Annotated in this window: 18 protein-coding genes and 6 tRNA genes; 8 read left to right on the top strand and 16 right to left on the bottom strand. The window is 69.6% G+C overall.

Going from position 1 to position 16,759, the window contains the following annotated elements; all coding sequences use genetic code 11:
• Positions 1–5: 5 nt before the first annotated feature.
• From OG595_RS35670 to OG595_RS35640, 7 genes are all read right to left on the bottom strand, one after another.
• Complete coding sequence (locus OG595_RS35670) at positions 6–2,738, bottom strand: exo-rhamnogalacturonan lyase family protein (protein ID WP_329279373.1); 2,733 nt, start codon at positions 2,736–2,738, stop codon at positions 6–8.
• A 117-nt stretch (positions 2,739–2,855) separates the two neighbouring features.
• Positions 2,856–3,464: a hypothetical protein gene (locus tag OG595_RS35665; RefSeq protein ID WP_329279372.1), complete on the bottom strand. Its 609-nt coding sequence runs from the start codon at positions 3,462–3,464 to the stop codon at positions 2,856–2,858.
• A gap of 10 nt (positions 3,465–3,474) precedes the next feature.
• On the bottom strand, positions 3,475–4,350 hold the full coding sequence (locus OG595_RS35660) for a carbohydrate ABC transporter permease (RefSeq protein ID WP_329279370.1): 876 nt from the start codon (positions 4,348–4,350) through the stop codon (positions 3,475–3,477).
• On the bottom strand, positions 4,347–5,303 hold the full coding sequence (locus OG595_RS35655) for a carbohydrate ABC transporter permease (protein WP_329279368.1): 957 nt from the start codon (positions 5,301–5,303) through the stop codon (positions 4,347–4,349). Before OG595_RS35655 ends, OG595_RS35660 begins: the two co-directional genes overlap by 4 nt.
• A 14-nt stretch (positions 5,304–5,317) precedes the next feature.
• On the bottom strand, positions 5,318–6,604 hold the full coding sequence (locus tag OG595_RS35650; protein WP_329279366.1) for an extracellular solute-binding protein: 1,287 nt from the start codon (positions 6,602–6,604) through the stop codon (positions 5,318–5,320).
• A 557-nt stretch (positions 6,605–7,161) separates the two neighbouring features.
• Positions 7,162–7,233: transfer RNA gene (locus OG595_RS35645), tRNA-Val, on the bottom strand.
• Positions 7,234–7,287: 54 nt separating this feature from the next.
• Positions 7,288–7,740: a TIGR02611 family protein gene (locus tag OG595_RS35640; RefSeq protein ID WP_329283463.1), complete on the bottom strand. Its 453-nt coding sequence runs from the start codon at positions 7,738–7,740 to the stop codon at positions 7,288–7,290.
• Between the two features lie 191 nt (positions 7,741–7,931).
• Here OG595_RS35640 and OG595_RS35635 point away from each other — a divergent pair, with 191 nt between their 5' ends.
• Together OG595_RS35635 and OG595_RS35630 are read left to right on the top strand one after the other, a co-directional pair.
• The gene (locus tag OG595_RS35635; protein ID WP_004002642.1) at positions 7,932–8,345 is read left to right on the top strand and encodes an SsgA family sporulation/cell division regulator; all 414 of its coding nucleotides are present in this window, start codon (positions 7,932–7,934) and stop codon (positions 8,343–8,345) included.
• Between the two features lie 253 nt (positions 8,346–8,598).
• Positions 8,599–9,156: a CGNR zinc finger domain-containing protein gene (locus tag OG595_RS35630; protein WP_329279364.1), complete on the top strand. Its 558-nt coding sequence runs from the start codon at positions 8,599–8,601 to the stop codon at positions 9,154–9,156.
• Positions 9,157–9,226: 70 nt separating this feature from the next.
• Here OG595_RS35630 and OG595_RS35625 read toward each other — a convergent pair whose 3' ends face one another.
• Positions 9,227–9,379 (bottom strand): hypothetical protein, encoded by a 153-nt coding sequence (locus OG595_RS35625; RefSeq protein WP_006375961.1) that lies wholly within the window; start codon positions 9,377–9,379, stop codon positions 9,227–9,229.
• 187 nt (positions 9,380–9,566) lie between these two features.
• The gene (locus OG595_RS35620) at positions 9,567–10,022 is read right to left on the bottom strand and encodes a hypothetical protein (RefSeq protein ID WP_329279362.1); all 456 of its coding nucleotides are present in this window, start codon (positions 10,020–10,022) and stop codon (positions 9,567–9,569) included.
• Positions 10,023–10,201: 179 nt separating this feature from the next.
• On the opposite strand from OG595_RS35620, the gene OG595_RS35615 reads away from it, so the two are divergent.
• Positions 10,202–10,732, top strand: coding sequence for a DsbA family protein (locus OG595_RS35615; RefSeq protein ID WP_329279360.1), 531 nt, complete (start codon positions 10,202–10,204; stop codon positions 10,730–10,732).
• A 34-nt stretch (positions 10,733–10,766) separates the two neighbouring features.
• Here the strand turns inward: OG595_RS35615 and OG595_RS35610 are convergent, their stop codons facing one another.
• The 3 genes from OG595_RS35610 to OG595_RS35600 all read right to left on the bottom strand — a co-directional run bounded on the left by OG595_RS35610 (position 10,767) and on the right by OG595_RS35600 (position 13,535).
• The gene (locus tag OG595_RS35610; RefSeq protein WP_329279357.1) at positions 10,767–11,591 is read right to left on the bottom strand and encodes a GNAT family N-acetyltransferase; all 825 of its coding nucleotides are present in this window, start codon (positions 11,589–11,591) and stop codon (positions 10,767–10,769) included.
• A gap of 73 nt (positions 11,592–11,664) precedes the next feature.
• Positions 11,665–12,486 (bottom strand): aminotransferase class IV, encoded by an 822-nt coding sequence (locus OG595_RS35605; protein WP_329279355.1) that lies wholly within the window; start codon positions 12,484–12,486, stop codon positions 11,665–11,667.
• Positions 12,483–13,535 (bottom strand): chorismate-binding protein, encoded by a 1,053-nt coding sequence (locus tag OG595_RS35600; protein ID WP_329279353.1) that lies wholly within the window; start codon positions 13,533–13,535, stop codon positions 12,483–12,485. The genes OG595_RS35605 and OG595_RS35600 overlap by 4 nt, the downstream gene beginning before the upstream one ends.
• A 155-nt stretch (positions 13,536–13,690) precedes the next feature.
• Here OG595_RS35600 and OG595_RS35595 point away from each other — a divergent pair.
• The 5 genes from OG595_RS35595 (at position 13,691) to OG595_RS35575 (ending at position 14,169) form a co-directional block, all read left to right on the top strand.
• Positions 13,691–13,763: transfer RNA gene (locus tag OG595_RS35595), tRNA-Gly, on the top strand.
• Between the two features lie 39 nt (positions 13,764–13,802).
• Positions 13,803–13,876: transfer RNA gene (locus tag OG595_RS35590), tRNA-Cys, on the top strand.
• A 1-nt stretch (position 13,877) separates the two neighbouring features.
• Positions 13,878–13,949 (top strand) — tRNA-Val (locus tag OG595_RS35585).
• Positions 13,950–13,984: 35 nt separating this feature from the next.
• Positions 13,985–14,056, top strand: a tRNA-Val gene (locus OG595_RS35580).
• A gap of 41 nt (positions 14,057–14,097) precedes the next feature.
• Positions 14,098–14,169, top strand: a tRNA-Val gene (locus OG595_RS35575).
• Positions 14,170–14,252: 83 nt separating this feature from the next.
• Here the strand turns inward: OG595_RS35575 and OG595_RS35570 are convergent.
• The 4 genes from OG595_RS35570 to OG595_RS35555 form a co-directional block, all read right to left on the bottom strand.
• Positions 14,253–14,549 carry a TFIIB-type zinc ribbon-containing protein gene (locus OG595_RS35570; RefSeq protein ID WP_329279351.1) on the bottom strand — a complete coding sequence of 99 codons (297 nt, stop codon included), beginning with the start codon at positions 14,547–14,549 and terminating at the stop codon, positions 14,253–14,255.
• Positions 14,550–14,652: 103 nt separating this feature from the next.
• On the bottom strand, positions 14,653–15,612 hold the full coding sequence (locus tag OG595_RS35565; protein WP_329279349.1) for a phosphotransferase family protein: 960 nt from the start codon (positions 15,610–15,612) through the stop codon (positions 14,653–14,655).
• Positions 15,613–15,943: 331 nt separating this feature from the next.
• Positions 15,944–16,153 carry a hypothetical protein gene (locus OG595_RS35560; RefSeq protein ID WP_329279347.1) on the bottom strand — a complete coding sequence of 70 codons (210 nt, stop codon included), beginning with the start codon at positions 16,151–16,153 and terminating at the stop codon, positions 15,944–15,946.
• 239 nt (positions 16,154–16,392) lie between these two features.
• Positions 16,393–16,626, bottom strand: a complete 234-nt coding sequence (locus OG595_RS35555) for a hypothetical protein (protein WP_329279344.1) — start codon at positions 16,624–16,626, stop codon at positions 16,393–16,395.
• Positions 16,627–16,759 lie beyond the last annotated feature (133 nt).

Genomic DNA, 16,759 nt, shown 5'->3' with positions numbered 1-16,759 from the left:
GTCCACTACGGCATCTTGTCGCCCAGCAGTGCCAGGTTCTCGATGGCGGCGAGGCCGTAGAGGGCGGTGTCGTTGGTGGACACCCAGGTGGCCTCGCTGCCCGGGACGAGGGCGACCGGGCCGGCCACCGGCTCGGTCTTCCAGGGCGCCGACTCCTTGTAGCCGTCGGAGTTGTAGAACTTGTCCCACGCGCGCTTGGCGAGCTTCTCGTCACCGGTCCGGACAGCGGCGTACGCGTCGAGGCGCGAGTGGCCCTGGAACAGCAGCAGGGTGCCGAAGTTGGAGCCGTAGCGGGCCGCCTGCTCGGCCTTGGTGGCGTTGAAGTAGCGGCAGTAGTCGAAGTAGGCCTGGTTGAACTTCGGCATGTCGACGAGGTCGATGAGTTCGGCGCAGAGTTCGTTGAGGCCGAAGACCGCGGAGAGGTGCGAGACACCGACGACGGGCGCCGCCGCGACGGCGAACCTCCCGGTGTCGAGGTCGTACAGCCCGCTGCCCTGCACGAAGCCGTTGGGCTGGGCGGCGATGGTCTCCATGGTGGACAGGACGCGCGCCCTGGCCTTCTCCCACTTGGGGCCCTTGCGCTCCCACTCGGTCAGCCAGGCCGACACGAGCCCGCTCCAGTCGGTGCCGAAGCCGATCGACAGGGCGTGCCTGTCGGGCGTGTACGGCTCGGTGCGGATCTTGCGGATGGGGTCGAGGACGAGGAAGGTCTCGTCGCTGTCGACGTTGGCGTGCATGAGGTCGCCGACGCGTTCGTCACCGGTGAGGAAGTAGTAGTAGCGGCGGTAGGTGGTGTTGGCGATGCGCTGCTGCTTGGCGCTGTCGGCGTAGTGCTGCACGCCGTGCCGGGTACCGAGGCCGGCCCACTGGCCGAGGTGGTAGACGTCGACCTCGCCGGTGTGACGGGTCATCGCCTCGGCGAACCGGAAGATGTCGGCGCGGCCCGAGCGCAGGTACGCGAACCAGAGCCAGAGGTCCGGCGACAGTTCGGAGTTGTCCCAGGCGTAGCCGCCGACGTCGTACCGCCACTGGTGCCGGAAGGTGTCGTAGGTGTGCATGATGTCGCCGTAGTCCCAGAAGCCGTACCAACGGCGCTGCTCCACCTGGTCCTTGTAGTAGGTGAAGAGGAAGTCGAGGTGGTCCTCGATCCTGGCCTTGGCGGGGGTGGACCGGTCGGGCTCGGAGTACAGCCCCGGGCCGAAGACCTGGGCCTTGATGAGCTGCCTGGGCGGGGCGGCGAGCTGGGGCAGCACCCGTACGGCTTCGACCTGTTCGGCGAGTTTCTCGGCGGTCGGGGTCGACTCGTTGGCCCAGAAGAGGAGTTCGGAGGTACGGGCGATGCCGTAGGGGGTGCCGAAGCCGGGTTCGTAGTCCTCGTAGGTGATGTTGAGGCCTTCGAGCTGTTCGGCGTACGTGTCCTGGCCCATGCCGTCGTGGTAGAAGCGCAGGTCCATCGGCTGGGCCTCGGGCGACCAGAGCCAGAGGGTGACCTCGGCCTCGTCGGTCTGGGCGTCGCGGATGTCGAGCTGGGCGGGGTGCTTCTCCCAGAAGTCCCGCAGGCCGAAGGAGAATCCGCCGCTCGCCCCGCCGACGTAGCCGAACCCGGAGGCGCGCTTGCCCCCGCCGGCGCCGATCCAGCCGTGTCCCTTCTTGGTGCGCTTGCGGAGGGTGAAGCCGTCGGCGGAGAGCTGGGACAGGGTGTAGTCGCCCCACTCGGGGATGTACTGGAGGCGGGTGGTGACGCGCTGGTCCCAGGTCGACGGGTCGGCCAGCTTCTCCCCCGCGAACTGGGCGGCCTGGACGGTCGCTCCGGGGTCGCGCCGCTGCCCGGTGATGCCCTTGACGGCCTCGCGCAGCAGTCCGGTGCCGTCGCCGCCGATCCGGATGTGCCGGTCGTACGAGGCGTCCCGCATCGGCACGGTGAAGCGGACCCCGATGCCGCGGATGAAGTCGCCGCTGGCCTTGCCGGGCTCCTGGGTGCCGTCGTACGTGATGGTGTGGACCATGCGGAAGGAGTCGGCGCCGGCGTAGAAGTAGAGGCGGACCGAGAAGGGGAGCCAACTGCGGGCGCCCTTGCGGTGCTTGCCGTCGATGCGGACAACTGCCCTGACGGGGCCGTCCTGTTCGACCTCGACCTTGCTGATGGCGCTGTCGAACCGTTCGAACTTGGTGGCGCCCTCGTCCTCGTCCTCGATCTCGGGCTGGCGGATGAGGACGAGCCGCCCGTTCTTGGCGATCTCGGTGGAGCCGCGTCTGACCGACTTGACCAGCGTGGAGCCGGACTTGCCGATACGCGCGGTGATGACCCCGGTCGATATGTCGATGGTCCCGCCGCCGCTGTCGACGGTGATCTTCGCGGTGGGGGCCGCGGGCGCCCCGGCGGCGAGCGTCAGCTTGCCGGAGCCCGAACTCACGGCGTGCGCGGTCCACTTGAGGGAGCCGTCGGGCCAGTAGGCGAGCGGCCACGACTGTACGGGGACGGACGCGCCGGTGGCGTCCGTGAGCGCGAAGGTCTGGCTCGCGTCGTAGGTGCCCTTCGGCCAGGGCACGCCGACCGTGGATCCGGGTGCGGCGCCGAGGCCGCCGTCCTCCAGCCAGTCCAGGGTCACGGGATCGGCGCCGGACTCGGCGGTCGCGGGCGCGGCCTGCGCGGTCGAACCGAGCGCCCAGCTGAACTGCGCGGCGGCTCCGGCGACAGCGGCGGCCTTGAGGAGGGACCTGCGGGGGATGGGAGACATAGGAGAGCAGCCTTTCCTTTCCGTGCGGATGCAAGGGTGGTCAGGGGGCATGGTCAGGGGCATGACAGAGGGAGGTACGGCGCCCGGGGCGCCGACCTTGTGCGAGGGCGCCGCCCGTCAGCGGCGCCGGTACCGCTCCTCGACGGCGACGGCCGCCGCCGCGACGGCCCCGAGGACGGGAACCGCCAGCGGCGGAAGGAACCCCGCGGACAGAGCCACGACGGCCAGCCCGCAGACGACCAGGAAGGATCCGGCGGGATCGTGCACGGTCCGGCGCCCGGCCTCCCCGAGAAGCGCCCGCCAGCGGGCGTCCGGCGCCCAGACGGCCGCGGCCCGCAGCAGGGCCACGGCGAGCCCGATCAGCGCGAAGATGCCGACGGCTCCGACGAACCGCCCGCCGGGAATCCCGGCCCGCGCGGCCAGGACGTCCACCCAGACCGCGGCGGCCACCGCCCAGCCGACGAGCCCGACGGCCCACCCGCCGCGCACGGCCGCCCGGAAGTCCGCGACGAACTCCCGCCAGCCACCGGCCTCATGGGTCGTACGGCGCCGCAGATGCCGTGCGCCGGCGGCGAAGGCGGCGGGGTAGGTGACGACCCCGAGGCAGGCCACGGCGATCCACACCCCGGTGAGCAGACACTCGGCGAAGAGCGCGAAGCGCTCACCGAACACGGACTCCTTGCGCTCCTTGCGCGGGGAGCGGGCCTTCACGCGCGTCTGGGCCATGGTGACCGCCTCAGCCCTTCAGTCCGGAGGTCGCCATACCGTCGATGAGATAGCGCTGGAAGGCCATGAAGAAGGCGACGACCGGCACCAGCGCCACCAGCGACATGGCGATCATGCTGCCGTAGTTGGAGATGCCCTCCTGGTCGCGGAACATCATCAGGCCGAGCGAAACGGTGTACTTGGAGGGGGTGTTGAGGTAGATCAGCGGCCCCATGAAGTCGTTCCACGCGTTGATGAAGGTGAAGATGGCGCTGGTGATGATGGCGGGCCGGCTCAACGGCAGCACGATGGACCAGTAGGTCCGCAGATGCCCGCACCCGTCGAGCTTGGCGGCCTCGTCCAGTTCGCGCGGCAGCCCGCGCATGAACTGCACCATCAGGAAGACGAAGAACGCCTCCGTGGCGAGGAACTTGCCCGCGACGAGCGGCACGAGCGTGTCGATGTAGCCGAGGTTGCGGAACAGCACGTACTGCGGGATGAGCAGCACGTGGTACGGCAGCAGCAGCGTGCCGATCATCAGCGTGAACAGCAGGTTCCGCCCGGCGAACTGGATCTTGGCGAAGGCGTACGCGGTCAGCGAGCTGGAGATCACCACGCCCACCACGGCCAGGCCCGCGTACATCAGCGAGTTGCTGAAGAAGCTGCCGATGGAGATGCCCGAGATGCCGTCGGCGAGCCCGGAGAAGTTCGCCCAGACCGGCTTGGTGGGCAGCAGGTCGAGGCTGGCGATGATGTCCTTGCTCGGCTTGAACGAGGCGCCGAGCACCCAGATCACCGGGTAGAGGACGACCGCGAGCACGAGGAGCGCGCCCACGTGCCAGACGAGGGCTCCCAAGCGCCGCCGCTCGTTCGGGGCATGCGCAACAGGGCTGGTGACACTGGTCACTTGGCGGCCTCCTCGTAGTGCACCCACTTCTTCTGCGACCAGAACAGGACCGCCGTGACGAGCGCCACCGCGATCACCAGCGTCCAGGCCATCGCGGAGGCGAAGCCCATCTGGGCCTCCTTGAAGCCCTTCTGGTAGAGGTAGCAGGTGTAGACGAGGGTGGCGTCGGCAGGCCCGCACCTGGTGTCCGAGACGACATAGGCGGAGCCGAACACCTGGAACGCGTGGATGGACTCCAGCAGCACGTTGAAGAACAGCACCGGGGAGATCATCGGCAGCGTGATGTTCCAGAACCGCCGGAAGGGACCGGCTCCGTCCATCTCGGCGGCCTCGTACAGCTCCTGGGGCACCTGCTTGAGGCCCGCCAGGAAGATGACCATCGGCGCGCCGAACTGCCAGATGCTCAGCGCCACGAGGGCGTACAGGACGTAGTCCGGGTTGCCGATCCAGCCGCCGACGTCGAGCCCGAAGACCTTCTGCGTACGGTCCACGACGGCGCCGTCGGAGAACAGCGCCCGCCAGACGAAGCCCACGGAGACGCTGGCACCGATGAGCGACGGCATGTAGAACGCGGCCCGGTACAGGGCCTGTCCGCGCCGCTTCTGCGCGAGCAGCAGCGCCACTCCGAGCGCGAGGAGCAGCTTCAGCGGGGTGGCCACGACGACGTACTTCAGCGTGACCTCGACCGACTTCTGCCAGCGCGGGTCCTGGAACATCGTCGTGAAGTTGTCCAGCCCCACCCACTTCGGCGGCGTGAACAGGTTGTAGCTGGTGAACGCGTAGTAGAGCGACGCGATCATCGGCCCCGCCGTGAGCAGCAGGAACCCCGCGATCCACGGCGACATGAAGAGATAGCCGGCGAGGTTCTCGCGGCGCCGCCCGCGCCGCCCGGCGACAGGAGCGGCGGACCGCTTCTGCGCCGGGCGCGCGGGCGCTTCTTTGACGAGCGTCATGGTGGTACGTCCCCTCAGCCCGCGAACGCGGCCTTGGCCTCGCTGAACAGGGCCTTCGCGCCGTCGGCCGGCTTGGTCTTGCCCTGGGCGATCTCGCCGCCGATCCGCAGGAAGGCCGCCTCGATGACATCCGCGCCGGACGGGTGCGGGGTGATCTTGCCGAGCACACCGGCCTTGGCGACCTCGTCCTCGTAGGCCGAGACACCCTTGTTGTTGGGGTCGGTCGGCTTGAAGGCGTCGTACTGCTCTGTCGTGGCGAGGATGCCGCGGTCGTAGCCCATGATCTTGCCGACCTCGGGGTCGTGGACCATGAAGCTGATGAACTGGGCGACCTCCTTGGGGTGCTTGGTCCCGGAGAAGGCGCTGAGCATCAGCGAACCGAGGTACTGGCCGGTGTCCTTGCCGTCCGTGGTGGGGATCGGCGCGAGCCCGTAGTCGGACTCACCCTCGCCCTCGTAACGGATGGAGAAGTTGTCCCAGGTGAATTCGGACGCGGCGAGCCCCGCCGACAGACCGGACTTGGGCGCGACCTGCTCGATCTTCTTCGGGTCGGCGACCAGGCCGGACTTCACCCGCTTGTAGCCGTCCGCCCACCACTGGGTGAGGTCGTCCTCGGTGAAGCCGAGATCGCTGTCGGTGAAGAAGGCCTTGCCGTTCTGGCGCAGATACAGGTCGTAGAGATACATGATGCCGAAGTAGCCGGTGTCACCGGCGATCTTCAGCTTGTCCTGGATCTTCTGCAGCGCGGCGAAGTACTCGTCCCAGGTCCAGCCGAACTTCGCCTCCACACCCGCCTTCTCGAATGCCTTCAGGTCGATGACGAGCGCCATGGTGTTGGCGCCGACGGGTATGCCAATCTGCTTACCGTCGACCTGACCGTTCGCCAGAACGCCGTTGCGGAAGTTCTCCAGGTCCAGATTCCCGGCGTCCGCCTGCGTCTTGAGATCCATCAGAACGCCGCGCTTGTCGTACTTGCGGAGAAAGCCGACCGCATTCTGGAAAACGTCCGGCGGATTTCCACCGGAGGCCTGGGTCTGGAACTTCTCCCAGTACGCCGCGTAGTCGGTGAATTCCGGCTTGATCTTGATCTTCGGATACTTCTTCTCGAAGAGCGCGATCGTCTTCTTGATGGCGATGGTGCGCGGTTCGCCGCCCCACCATGCATAACGGAGTGTCACCGAACCGTCCCCGGCACCGCTGTCACCACCGCACCCGGTCGTTGTCGCCAGCCCCAACGCGGCTGCCGAGGCTCCGGCCGCCTTAAGGATGGTTCGCCTCTCAACATTCCCGTTCCTAGGCACAGTAAGGCCCTCCCCGCGACGTCGTTGGCGCCTGCGTGAATCGTTTCAAGTAAGCGCTTGCTGGCACAAGCTACGGAGGGCCTCGGAATGCGTCAATGATTCGGACAGGATTTTTCTGTGAGTGAGCTGGGCGCGGGCGGCTCACAAGTCGACTCCCGCCTCCGACGAGGGGGTTGACGTTGCAGGTGAGGCGCCCGGGGTCGACTGGTCGAACAACGGCGGGCCGCCGGTGTTTATTTGGGGCGGGGCCGAAATGCGCCTGCCGGACGGGGAGTTGGCGCCGCACCGGGTGGGCACTCGAACGCGGCGACGCCGGGATCGACGAGGACGGCAGGGCACCCACCGAAGGGACTCACGGCGGCCCTCCCGGGTCGCGCGACGCGACCGAGGAAGCCTCAGGAGGCTTCGGGAGGGGCTTACGGGGAGCGCTGGACCAAGGCCACCCAGAGCCGCCCGAGTGGGACCCGATGGACGCGACGCGCATCGGCCAGGCGATGCCGAACGACAAATGCGGCCCGTGTCCACGTTTCCGTGGACACGGGCCGCACTCGATCCGGTGGGCGATACTGGGTTCGAACCAGTGACCTCTTCGGTGTGAACGAAGCGCTCTCCCACTGAGCTAATCGCCCGGACGCAGGGAGAACATTACCCCATGTCAGCGGGTGCCCCGGACCTGCGCCGGATCACTGATCCTTGATCTTCCAGGGCATTTCCAGCCCGAACTTCCATACATAGATCCCGACGAGAACCGACACGATCACGAGGCCGACCGTCGTCAGGATGATGTTGCGGCGGCGCACCCTGGGGTCGAGTGCGCGCTGTGTCGCCTCGGTGACCTTGCGCTTCGTCCAGCGCAGTACCAGCTGGGCCCAGACGAACTCCGTCGCCCAGATCGCCATACCGCCGAAGATCACCAGCCAGCCCGGTCCGGGCAGCGGCAGCATGACGATGCCGGCGCCCACCACCGCGAGGCCCACGACGAACACGCCGACCTGCCAGCTCACATGCAGCATGCGGCGCGCCTTGATGAATTCCGGTGCCCGCGACCCGAGCTCCCGCTCGCCCTCGGCCCCACCGGCCCCGGCCTCATCTGGTGTCACGACAGCCTCGACAGACTTGTCACTCCCCGTGTTCATACAGCCAAACCCTACCGGACAGAAACCGGTCACCGGAATGGTCGTAGCCGACGAACCGGCCCTCGGCCGGAAGAGTTACGTAAAGGCACGCAAAACACTCAGAGGGGTTTACAACGGCACCGTAGGTGGCATGTCGATTTCGCCGACGTGCGAATCCCCGAGCGCACACTGAGCGAAAGGCCTTGGCGCTTATGAACACCACGGTCAGCTGCGAGCTGCACCTGCGCCTCGTTGTGTCGAGCGAGTCCTCACTGCCCGTTCCCGCAGGACTGCGGTATGACACGGCCGATCCCTACGCCGTGCACGCCACCTTCCACACCGGAGCCGAGGAAACCGTCGAGTGGGTGTTCGCCCGCGACCTGCTCGCGGAGGGCCTCCACCGGCCCACCGGCACCGGTGACGTCCGAGTCTGGCCGTCCCGGAGCCACGGTCAGGGCGTTGTCTGCATCGCTCTCAGCTCCCCTGAGGGCGAGGCCCTGCTCGAAGCCCCCGCACGAGCCCTGGAGTCCTTCCTGAAGCGAACGGACGCCGCCGTGCCACCCGGCACGGAACACCGTCACTTCGACCTCGACCAGGAACTGTCACACATCCTGGCGGAAAGCTAGGAGAAGGCCCCACTGAGCCGCCCGGCGCCGTCCACTCGGGGAGACGGCTCGGGTGACAACCGCATATGGCACACCGCCGCCGCCCCGCGGGTTTCCGCGGGGCGGCGGCGGTGCGTCCGCATGTCCCTCCCGGGCCGCCGCCCCGGCCCCGTCGAAGGCCGACACCCACCTCCGTCGCTCTGAGCCACTACCATCGGCCAGCATCGGCGGGCGGGTGCCCGCCCGACCGCCCAGGCAGGCCAGGGAGAGCAACGTGCTGATCACCCACGACACCCGGTGCGCCCTCGACACCGTGGTCGATCTGGTGAACACCGCGCCGGAGGACGACTCGACGGACGGACTGCCCGATGTCGACGCGCTCGTGGATTTCGTACGAAAGCACAACATGAGCGACATCGGCGTGCTGTCGGAGTTCGATCTGGCCGCCGTGCGCAGAATCCGCGGACGGTTCGCCGGGGTGTTCGCCGCCCAGGAGGCCCGGACCGCCGCCACGGTCATCAACGAGCTGGTCGCCGCCGCGGGCACCACACCCCGGCTCACCGACCACGACGGCTACGACTGGCACGTGCACTACTTCGCCCCGGGGGCGTCCCTCGCCGACCACCTCGCCGCCGACTGCGGGATGGCTCTCGCGTTCTTCGTGGTCGCCGGCGAGCAGGAACGGCTGCGCCGGTGCGAGGCCCCGGACTGCCGACACGCCTTCGTGGACGTCTCCCGCAACCGCTCACGCCGCTACTGCGACAGCAGGACCTGCGGCAACCGGCTTCATGTGGCGGCCTACCGGGCGCGCCGCAAGGAGTCGGCGGGCTGACGGCCGGGAGAACAGACCCTGGTGCTGACGCAGTCCCCGGCGGGTGGCGCCGGGGACTGGCGTGTACAGCTCACAGCAACAGCAGATCATGCAACGAAGCCATGAGCAGCAGACACCCGATCACCGCAAGGAAGATCATCAGCGGTGGCTGGGAAAGGGCGAAGAGGCACCCGCGCGGCTCGTCCTTCGGCGGCACGGCCTCGCTCTGTGTTGTGTCCAGCATCTCGCCGCGATGATGACGCAGCCGGCACCCTCTACGCGATCAACACGCCCGCAATGCGCGGTAGTTCGCCGAATTCCGTAATGTCCGCAGCGAGTCATGATCGCTTCCGAGCGACCTCCGTCGCCTCCCGGCCGTTTGTGTCGTTTCAGTACGTCACCCGTCGTACCCCGTCATACGCGGCGCTTCCTCATATGCCGTGCTTCTTCAGGATCGCCTCAAGGTCGCTGAAGTCGTCCCCGGCACCACCGCCGCGCTGCTTGGCCGCGGGCTGGGCAGCCGGACGGGAGGCCTTGCCCCGCCCCTGTCCCAGTGAGGGCGCGGAGGCCGCCGGAGCCACCGCCTCGCGCTGCGCGGCCTGTATCTCCCCGCGTTCCCTCCGGGTGCCGCCCCTTCGCCGCTCCACCGCGCGGGTGGCCGTGAAGAGCAGCCAGGCGCCGCCGAGCACGCCGAAGCCCGCCCAGGCGGAGGGGCTGAAGGCGGTGTCGGCCGCCCACCCGACCACCCCGGTCATCACCAGGCCGACGGGGACCAGCGAGTACGCGGCGATCCGGGCAGCCGCGAGAAAACGCTTGCGGTACGCCGTGACCACCGCGATGCCCAGGCCGGCCGCGGAGACGGCGGAACAGACGGTCTCGGCAATCATCCGGACCTCCAGGCAGGGTTCGGTCGCGCAGGTGCGCTTCGTCCCTTCCATCCTGCACCGCCCGGTCCCCCGGATGCCATGCTCCGGCCCGACATCAGGGACATCTCCGGGTCGGCTCCTCCACAGGTCCCGGTTCCCCTCGTACTACGGACAGGGTCGCGGCTGGGAAACTGGTGCCCATGAACGACTCCTCCCCCGCGCCCGCGGACACGTCCGCCCCCGTCCTCGACGTCTGGTGCGAGCTCCAGTGCCCGGACTGCCGCACCGCCTTGGCCGACGTACGCGCCCTGCGTGCCCGTTACGGCGACCGGCTGGAGCTGCGGCTGCGGCACTTCCCGCTGGAGCGGCACAAGCACGCCTTCGCCGCCGCGCAGGCCGCCGAGGAGGCGGCGGAGCAGGGCCAGGCGTGGCCGTACGTCGAGGCGGTGCTCGGCCGGGTCGAGGAGCTGGACCGTGGGGGCGAACCCTTCCTGGTCGAGGTGGCCGGCGAACTCGGCCTCGACGCCGAGGAGTTCGACACGACACTGATCGACGGCCGGCACATCCTGATCGTCGACGCCGACCAGGCCGAGGGCAAGGCCATCGGCGTGACCGGTACACCGACGTACGTCATCGCCGGGGAGGTTCTCAACGGCGGCAAGAGCCAGGAAGGGCTGCGGGAACGGATCGAGGAGATCGTGGACGGGCTGCTGGCCGGGCATGACGCCTGACGCCGCCCACGCCCGGAGGCGGTCGACCACCGGCCTACAGCAGTTCCTTGAACACGTGGTGGGTCACCGTCTCGTACCCCAACGACTCGTAGAGCCGTTCCGCCGGGGTGTTGCCCGCGAAGACGTTCAGGGAGACGGCCGGTCGCCCGGCCGCGATCGACTGGGCCTCCGCCAGGAGCATGAGGGTGCGCCCGTGGCCCCTGCCCCGGTGTTCCTCGTCGGTCTCGACCTTGTAGACGAAGCCCAGGCCCTCGCGGGAGCCCAGCCACAGGGTGCCGACCCGGGTGCCCTCGTGTTCCAGGACGCTGAGCGTCACGCCCTCGCTGGCCACGCCCCGCGGCAGCAGCAGCTCGTGGTCCCGTGCCGCCTTGGCGTGCGCCTCCGCCGCCGGTACGCCCCGCTCGATCCAGCTCTCCGCGTAGCTCAGCCTGCCCGCCGCCTCCCACACCACGAACTCGGCCTCCGTCATGGGTCGGCGGCGGCTCCCGGCGGGCAGTTCGGGCGGGGTGCCGCCGAGCGCCTTGTCCATGCGGCGGTTGCGCAGCACGTAGCCGAGCGCGGTCGCGAGCCGCAGTGCCGACGGCGCGTCGCCCGGGACGGACGCCTCGATGCGCCGGCAGCCCCAGCCGCGCGCCACCTCCTCCGCGGCGAGCGCGGCCACCGTGGCCCGGCCGCGCCGCCGGTCGCGTTCGTCGATGCGGAGGTCCAGGATCTTCGCCACCGAGTCGCCGAACGCGGGATCGGTGCCGAGGTGTACCGCGCCGACGGGACGGCCGTTCACGCACACCTGGTAGTGGCGTGAACGCGCCCCGTCGGCCTCGCGCTGGAGCGGCTCGGTCGGCCGCAGGGTGGTGGTCATCAGGGGAGTTCTACCCGCTGTGGAGTCCGGCGTCAGCTTCTTTACATGCGGCTTTCTTCTGGCTTCGCCTCGGTCAGGGGTCGAGGTCGTCCCCGGCCCGCTCGTCGAAGACCCGCATCGCCTTGGCCGTCACCGGTCCCGGGGCGTCCGGGAGTTGGCGTCCGTCGACGCGCTGCACGGCCTGCACGTCCCTCAGGGTGGACGTCAGGAAGATCTCGTCGGCGTCTTCGAGGACGGCGAGCGGCAGGTCGGTCTCCCTGGCCCCCGTCCACTCGACGACGAGGGCGCGCGTGACGCCGGCGAGGCAGCCGGAGGCGAGCGGCGGGGTGTGGATCTCGCCGTCCAGGACGACGAAGACGTTCGACCCCGTCCCCTCGCACAGTTGACCGACCGTGTTGCCGAACAGCGCCTCGGACGCGCCCTGTTCGCGCGCCCTGGCGAGAGCGACGACGTTCTCGGCGTACGACGTGGTCTTCAGGCCGGTGACGGCGCCGCGTTCGTTACGCGTCCAGGGGACCGTGATCACGGCGGTCGAGTCGGGGCGCCGGGCGGACTCGCCGACGGCGACGACCAGGGTCGGGCCGTGCTCCCCGCGGTCGGAGCCGAGGGGGCCGTGACCACCGGTGTAGGTGATGCGCAGGCGGCCCAGGGGCATCGGACTGGCGGCGAGAACGGCCGTACAGGCGCGGCGGACCTCGTCGAGGTCGGGGTCGGGCAGGCCGAGGCCGCGGGCCGAACGGGTCAGCCGGTCCAGGTGCCGGGTGAGCGCGAACGGCCGGCCGTCGACCGCCTTCACCGTCTCGAAGATGCCGTCGCCCACGGTCAGTCCGTGGTCGAAAACGGAGACGCGGGCGGTCTCGATGTCCTGCAACCCGCCGTCGAGCCATAGCTTCACGTCAACGATCCCTCTCCACTGGCCGCATACGCCCCAGACGCTACCGCGAGCAGCCGGGACGCCTTCAGCTCGGTCTCCCGCCACTCCGCGTCGGGGTCCGAACCCCAGGTGATGCCCGCTCCGGTGCCGAAGCGCAGCATGCCGTCGGCCCGGTCGATCCAGAACGTGCGGATGCCGACCGCCAGTTCGCCCGTGCCCCGGTCCGCGTCGACCCAGCCGATGCCTCCGCAGTACGGCCCCCGGGGTGCCGTCTCCAGGGCGTCGATGATCCGCAGGGCGCTCGACTTGGGCGCGCCGGTGACCGAGCCGGGCGGAAAGGCCGCCGCCAGCAGTTCCGGCCAGCCGGTGCGCGGGCGCAGCTCGCCCCGCACCGTCGACACGAGATGGACCAGCCCCGGGTGCTTCTCGACGACGCACAGCTCGGGGACGGTCACCGAGCCCGTCGCGCAGACGCGCCCGATGTCGTTGCGGACCAGGTCCACGATCATCACGTTCTCGGCGTAGTCCTTCTCCAGGAGGTCCGCCTCGGTGCGTCCGGTGCCCTTGATCGGGCCCGATTCGACGGTCCGGCCGGCGCGGCGGAGGAAGAGTTCGGGGGACGCGGTGGCGATCTCGACGCCGTGCGCGGGAAGGCGGATCGTTCCTGCATACGGTGCCGGGTTGCCGTGCGCGAGCAGCGAGGTCAGTGCGTCCACGTCCGCGCCGGGCGCGACGGGCGCGGACAGCACCCGGCAGAGGTTCGCCTGATAGACCTCGCCGGCCGCGATGTGCTCACGGATCCGGCGCACCCCCGCCGTGTACGCGGCGCGGTCGAGGGATGACGTCCAGTCATCGGCGGCCGGCCCGCGCCACCGCCCCGGTCCCGACTTCGGCGCGGGCACCGGTTCCTCGCGTACGTCCCGGAAGCGAGCGCAGGTCAGACGGCCGCCGTAGTCCGCGGACACGGCCCAGAAACCGGTGGAGTCGAGGGCCGCGGGATCGCTGGTGACATCGAGGAGACCGGTGGCGACGAGACCGCCGAAGCGGGCGAGAGGAGCGAGATCGGACACACCGCCGAGTCTATGGCGGGTGTCCCGCAGGTGCCCTGACCATGTCTTCGAGCGGGCACAGCGCAGCACGCTGCACAAACGCGTTTTTGTGCTGGCCCCGGAATCCGCTAGAGTTCAACTCGTCGCCGGGACGCGAGAGCGTCTCGAAACGGCACGCGGACGTAGCTCAGTTGGTAGAGCGCAACCTTGCCAAGGTTGAGGTCGCCAGTTCGAACCTGGTCGTCCGCTCGCAGGAAGAGGGGGATCTTCCCGAACCCCCGCACTCCTGGTGGAGTGGCCGAGAGGCGAGGCAACGGCCTGCAAAGCCGTCTACACGGGTTCAAATCCCGTCTCCACCTCCAAGGACGATTAGCTCAGCGGGAGAGCGCTTCCCTGACACGGAAGAGGTCACTGGTTCAATCCCAGTATCGTCCACTGGTCCGCAAGGACCTTGATCCGCAAGGGTCCCCGCGCGATTAGCTCAGCGGGAGAGCGCTTCCCTGACACGGAAGAGGTCACTGGTTCAATCCCAGTATCGCGCACGCGGTATGCACGAATCGCGGCCCTCGGGTCGTGGTCCCGAGGACGATTAGCTCAGCGGGAGAGCGCTTCCCTGACACGGAAGAGGTCACTGGTTCAATCCCAGTATCGTCCACACCTCAAAGAAGCCCCCGGCCGTCTCGTACGGCAGGGGGCTTCTTCGTGGTTCCAGCCGGTCGTGCCGGCCGGTCGTTCCGGTCAGCTGGAGAACAGCATGTGGCCGAAGCTCTTGTGCCGCTTGTTGCCGTGGTGACCGCCATGGCCTCCGTAGTGGCCGCCCTGCGGGGCGCCCCAGGCGGGTGCGGGAGCGGCCGGGTAGCCCTGTGGGGCCGGGGGCGGCGGCGCGGCGGGACCCGCCCACTGGGACTCCACGCGGGTCAGCGCCTCCAGCTCGCCGTAGTCGAGGAAGATCCCCCGGCAACCGCTGCACTGCTCGATCTGGACTCCGTTGCGGTTGTACGTGTGCATCGGCGCATGGCACTTCGGACACTGCATGCTCGGCTCAACTCCTGCCGGTCGTTACTGCTTCTCGGTTCTTCTTGATCCGGTCTCGCTTCTCGCCAGGACAGACTCCGTCCGGCTCCCGGTCGGTTGCACCCTACTTCGTGTTTTCGTGGGCCAACTCGGGTGGTACCGAACCCATTCGGGCACATGCGTCGACCACCGCCCGCTGTACGTCGTCCAGCGGGCGGTCCGCCGCCGTCGCCTTGACGATCGCCAGCGCGGCCGTCTGCACGGTGAGAGCGCGGGCGGCGGTGTCCAGGGCGGGCCAGGGGTCGCCGTCGGCGGGTACGGCCGGGCCGCCCGCTGTGCGGTAGGCGGTCAGGAACCGGTTCCACTCGTCGGGCGGGAGCAGGCCGCAGGCGTACCAGGCGGCGGGGCGGGCCAGGTCCCATGCGGGGGCGCCGACGCCGAGGTCGTCCACGTCGATGAGCAGCCAGGGGCCGTCCGGGGTCGGGTGGCGCACGAGCTGGCCGAGGTGGAGGTCGCCGTGGCAGAGGGCCGGGAGGGGCGGTCGGCCGGGGAGGCCGGGCGCGGGGGCCTCGGCTCTGGCCCAGGCGGGCAGAGAGGCCCAGGCGCGCAGTACGGGCTCGGTGGCCGGCTGCGGTGCGGTGGCCCGGAGGCGGGCGATGGCACGGGCCGCCTTGGCCGGCCCGCGCATGGGCGGCAGGCCGGGCGGGGCGGGGGTCCGGTGGAGGCGGGCGAGCAGGGTGGCGGCCTCTTCCCAGGGTGCCGCGTCCGGGTCCTCCGGGTCGACCGGATCGCCGTACGGCCAGAACGTCACGAGTCTGCCGTGCAGGTCGACGGGCGTCGGGCTGAGCGGGGGCAGGAGTATGCCGGGGAGGCGGGCGGCCACGGCCAGGCGGGCGGTGAGTTCGGTGGGGGCGGTGTCCGGGGCGTGGGCCTTCGCGACGGTGTCGGCGTGGCGGACGACTGTGCCGTCGGGGCGGTCGGTGAGGGTGTCCGCGCCGCAGGGGCAGGTTTGGGTGCGGGGGCGGGAGTGGGCCCTGGCCTTGGCTCGGGTGGTGAGGGCTGAGAGCAAGGGGGTGGCTGTCACGGGGCTCCCTGAAGCGCGGCGCGGGTCTGGTCGCGAGGGTACGGGGCCGGTGCCCTGGGGCGTTTCGCCCCCTCCGCCCCTACCCGTCCCGTCCCCAGGGGCTCCGCCCCTTCGACCCCGCCAGGGGCTGCGCCCCCGGACCCCCGTTCGGCCCTGAACGGGCCTCGTCCTCAATCGCCGGACGGGCTGAAAGGCGAACAGGGAAAAGCAATGCCCGCGCAGCTCCCCAGCTGCGCGGGCATTTTTTGCCGTCCGCCGCACCCCCGTCCCCACGGGGTTTCATGGGTGGATGTCCCCGCCCGGACCGCTCTTCCGGGCCTGGGGTCGCCGCTCAGCGCCCCAGCATCACTCCCACGGACGACGCTTGTGTGACCACTGCTTCCCAGCCGCCGAAGGCGACCACGAGCAGGGCTGCCAGGGGGAGGACCATTGCCGTCGCCACCAATGGGTGGCGTTGGCCCTGTCGGCGCGGGCGGAACGCGGCGATGTACGCCTTGCGTCCCTGTGTGCGGAGCGCCGTCCGCGATGCCGTGTGGGCCATGGTCCCTCTCCTGACCGTTCTCTTGTTGGTTGGCAGCGGCGGGTGTCTGACCTCGGGGGACGAGTGCTGCACCCGCCGCTTGACCTCAAATCTAGGCTGCCGACGGATACCGGTCGTCATGCCCTCGTACCGATTGCCGGGCCTCCCGGAGGATGACCTGTGACCTGCGGACTACTCCCCTGGGTGGAGACGGAGTCCTAGGTCTCAGGGTCTTCCCGGAAGGGGTGCCCGGTGTGTCCCTACTGTTCCGAGGTGTCCTGCCTCGGCACCGGCTGCTCGACCAGCGCAAGGACGCGGTTCGCCATGAAGCGGGCCGTGCGGACGACTGAGCCGTTCCTGGTGACTTCGCTCACTTCCACGACACCTCGGCGTACCGCCGTCTCCACCCTGCGGCCCGCCCTGCTGGCCACCACCTCATATGTGCGTGTCGTGTCCCCGGCATCCACCACTATCTCCACGCGGTCACCCTTCACGGGTCCAATCCCCCTTCTGCGACGGGTGGTTGGGATCACACGCGCTGTCAAGCCGCCCTGTTCGCGCGCCCCCTGACCACCTTTCAAGTCTCCCACCCGGCACTGACAATCCATCGGGACGAGAGGGCGCGGC

This window comes from Streptomyces sp. NBC_01451, from assembly GCF_036227485.1.
Lineage (GTDB): Bacteria > Actinomycetota > Actinomycetes > Streptomycetales > Streptomycetaceae > Streptomyces.
The sequence above is the reverse complement of the archived record's forward strand: the minus strand, read 5'-3'. Positions and strand labels throughout refer to the sequence as shown.

What these genes read in the sequence shown, in the direction of transcription:
- OG595_RS35670 (WP_329279373.1), bottom strand. Translation starts at nt 2,738, where the DNA reads ATGTCTCCCATCCCCCGCAGGTCCCTCCTCAAGGCCGCCGCTGTCGCC.
- OG595_RS35665 (WP_329279372.1), bottom strand. Translation starts at nt 3,464, where the DNA reads ATGGCCCAGACGCGCGTGAAGGCCCGCTCCCCGCGCAAGGAGCGCAAG.
- OG595_RS35655 (WP_329279368.1), bottom strand. Translation starts at nt 5,303, where the DNA reads ATGACGCTCGTCAAAGAAGCGCCCGCGCGCCCGGCGCAGAAGCGGTCC.
- OG595_RS35640 (WP_329283463.1), bottom strand. Translation starts at nt 7,740, where the DNA reads ATGAACACGGGGAGTGACAAGTCTGTCGAGGCTGTCGTGACACCAGAT.
- OG595_RS35635 (WP_004002642.1), top strand. Translation starts at nt 7,932, where the DNA reads ATGAACACCACGGTCAGCTGCGAGCTGCACCTGCGCCTCGTTGTGTCG.
- OG595_RS35625 (WP_006375961.1), bottom strand. Translation starts at nt 9,379, where the DNA reads ATGCTGGACACAACACAGAGCGAGGCCGTGCCGCCGAAGGACGAGCCG.
- OG595_RS35620 (WP_329279362.1), bottom strand. Translation starts at nt 10,022, where the DNA reads ATGATTGCCGAGACCGTCTGTTCCGCCGTCTCCGCGGCCGGCCTGGGC.
- OG595_RS35615 (WP_329279360.1), top strand. Translation starts at nt 10,202, where the DNA reads ATGAACGACTCCTCCCCCGCGCCCGCGGACACGTCCGCCCCCGTCCTC.
- OG595_RS35610 (WP_329279357.1), bottom strand. Translation starts at nt 11,591, where the DNA reads ATGACCACCACCCTGCGGCCGACCGAGCCGCTCCAGCGCGAGGCCGAC.
- OG595_RS35570 (WP_329279351.1), bottom strand. Translation starts at nt 14,549, where the DNA reads ATGCAGTGTCCGAAGTGCCATGCGCCGATGCACACGTACAACCGCAAC.
- OG595_RS35560 (WP_329279347.1), bottom strand. Translation starts at nt 16,153, where the DNA reads ATGGCCCACACGGCATCGCGGACGGCGCTCCGCACACAGGGACGCAAG.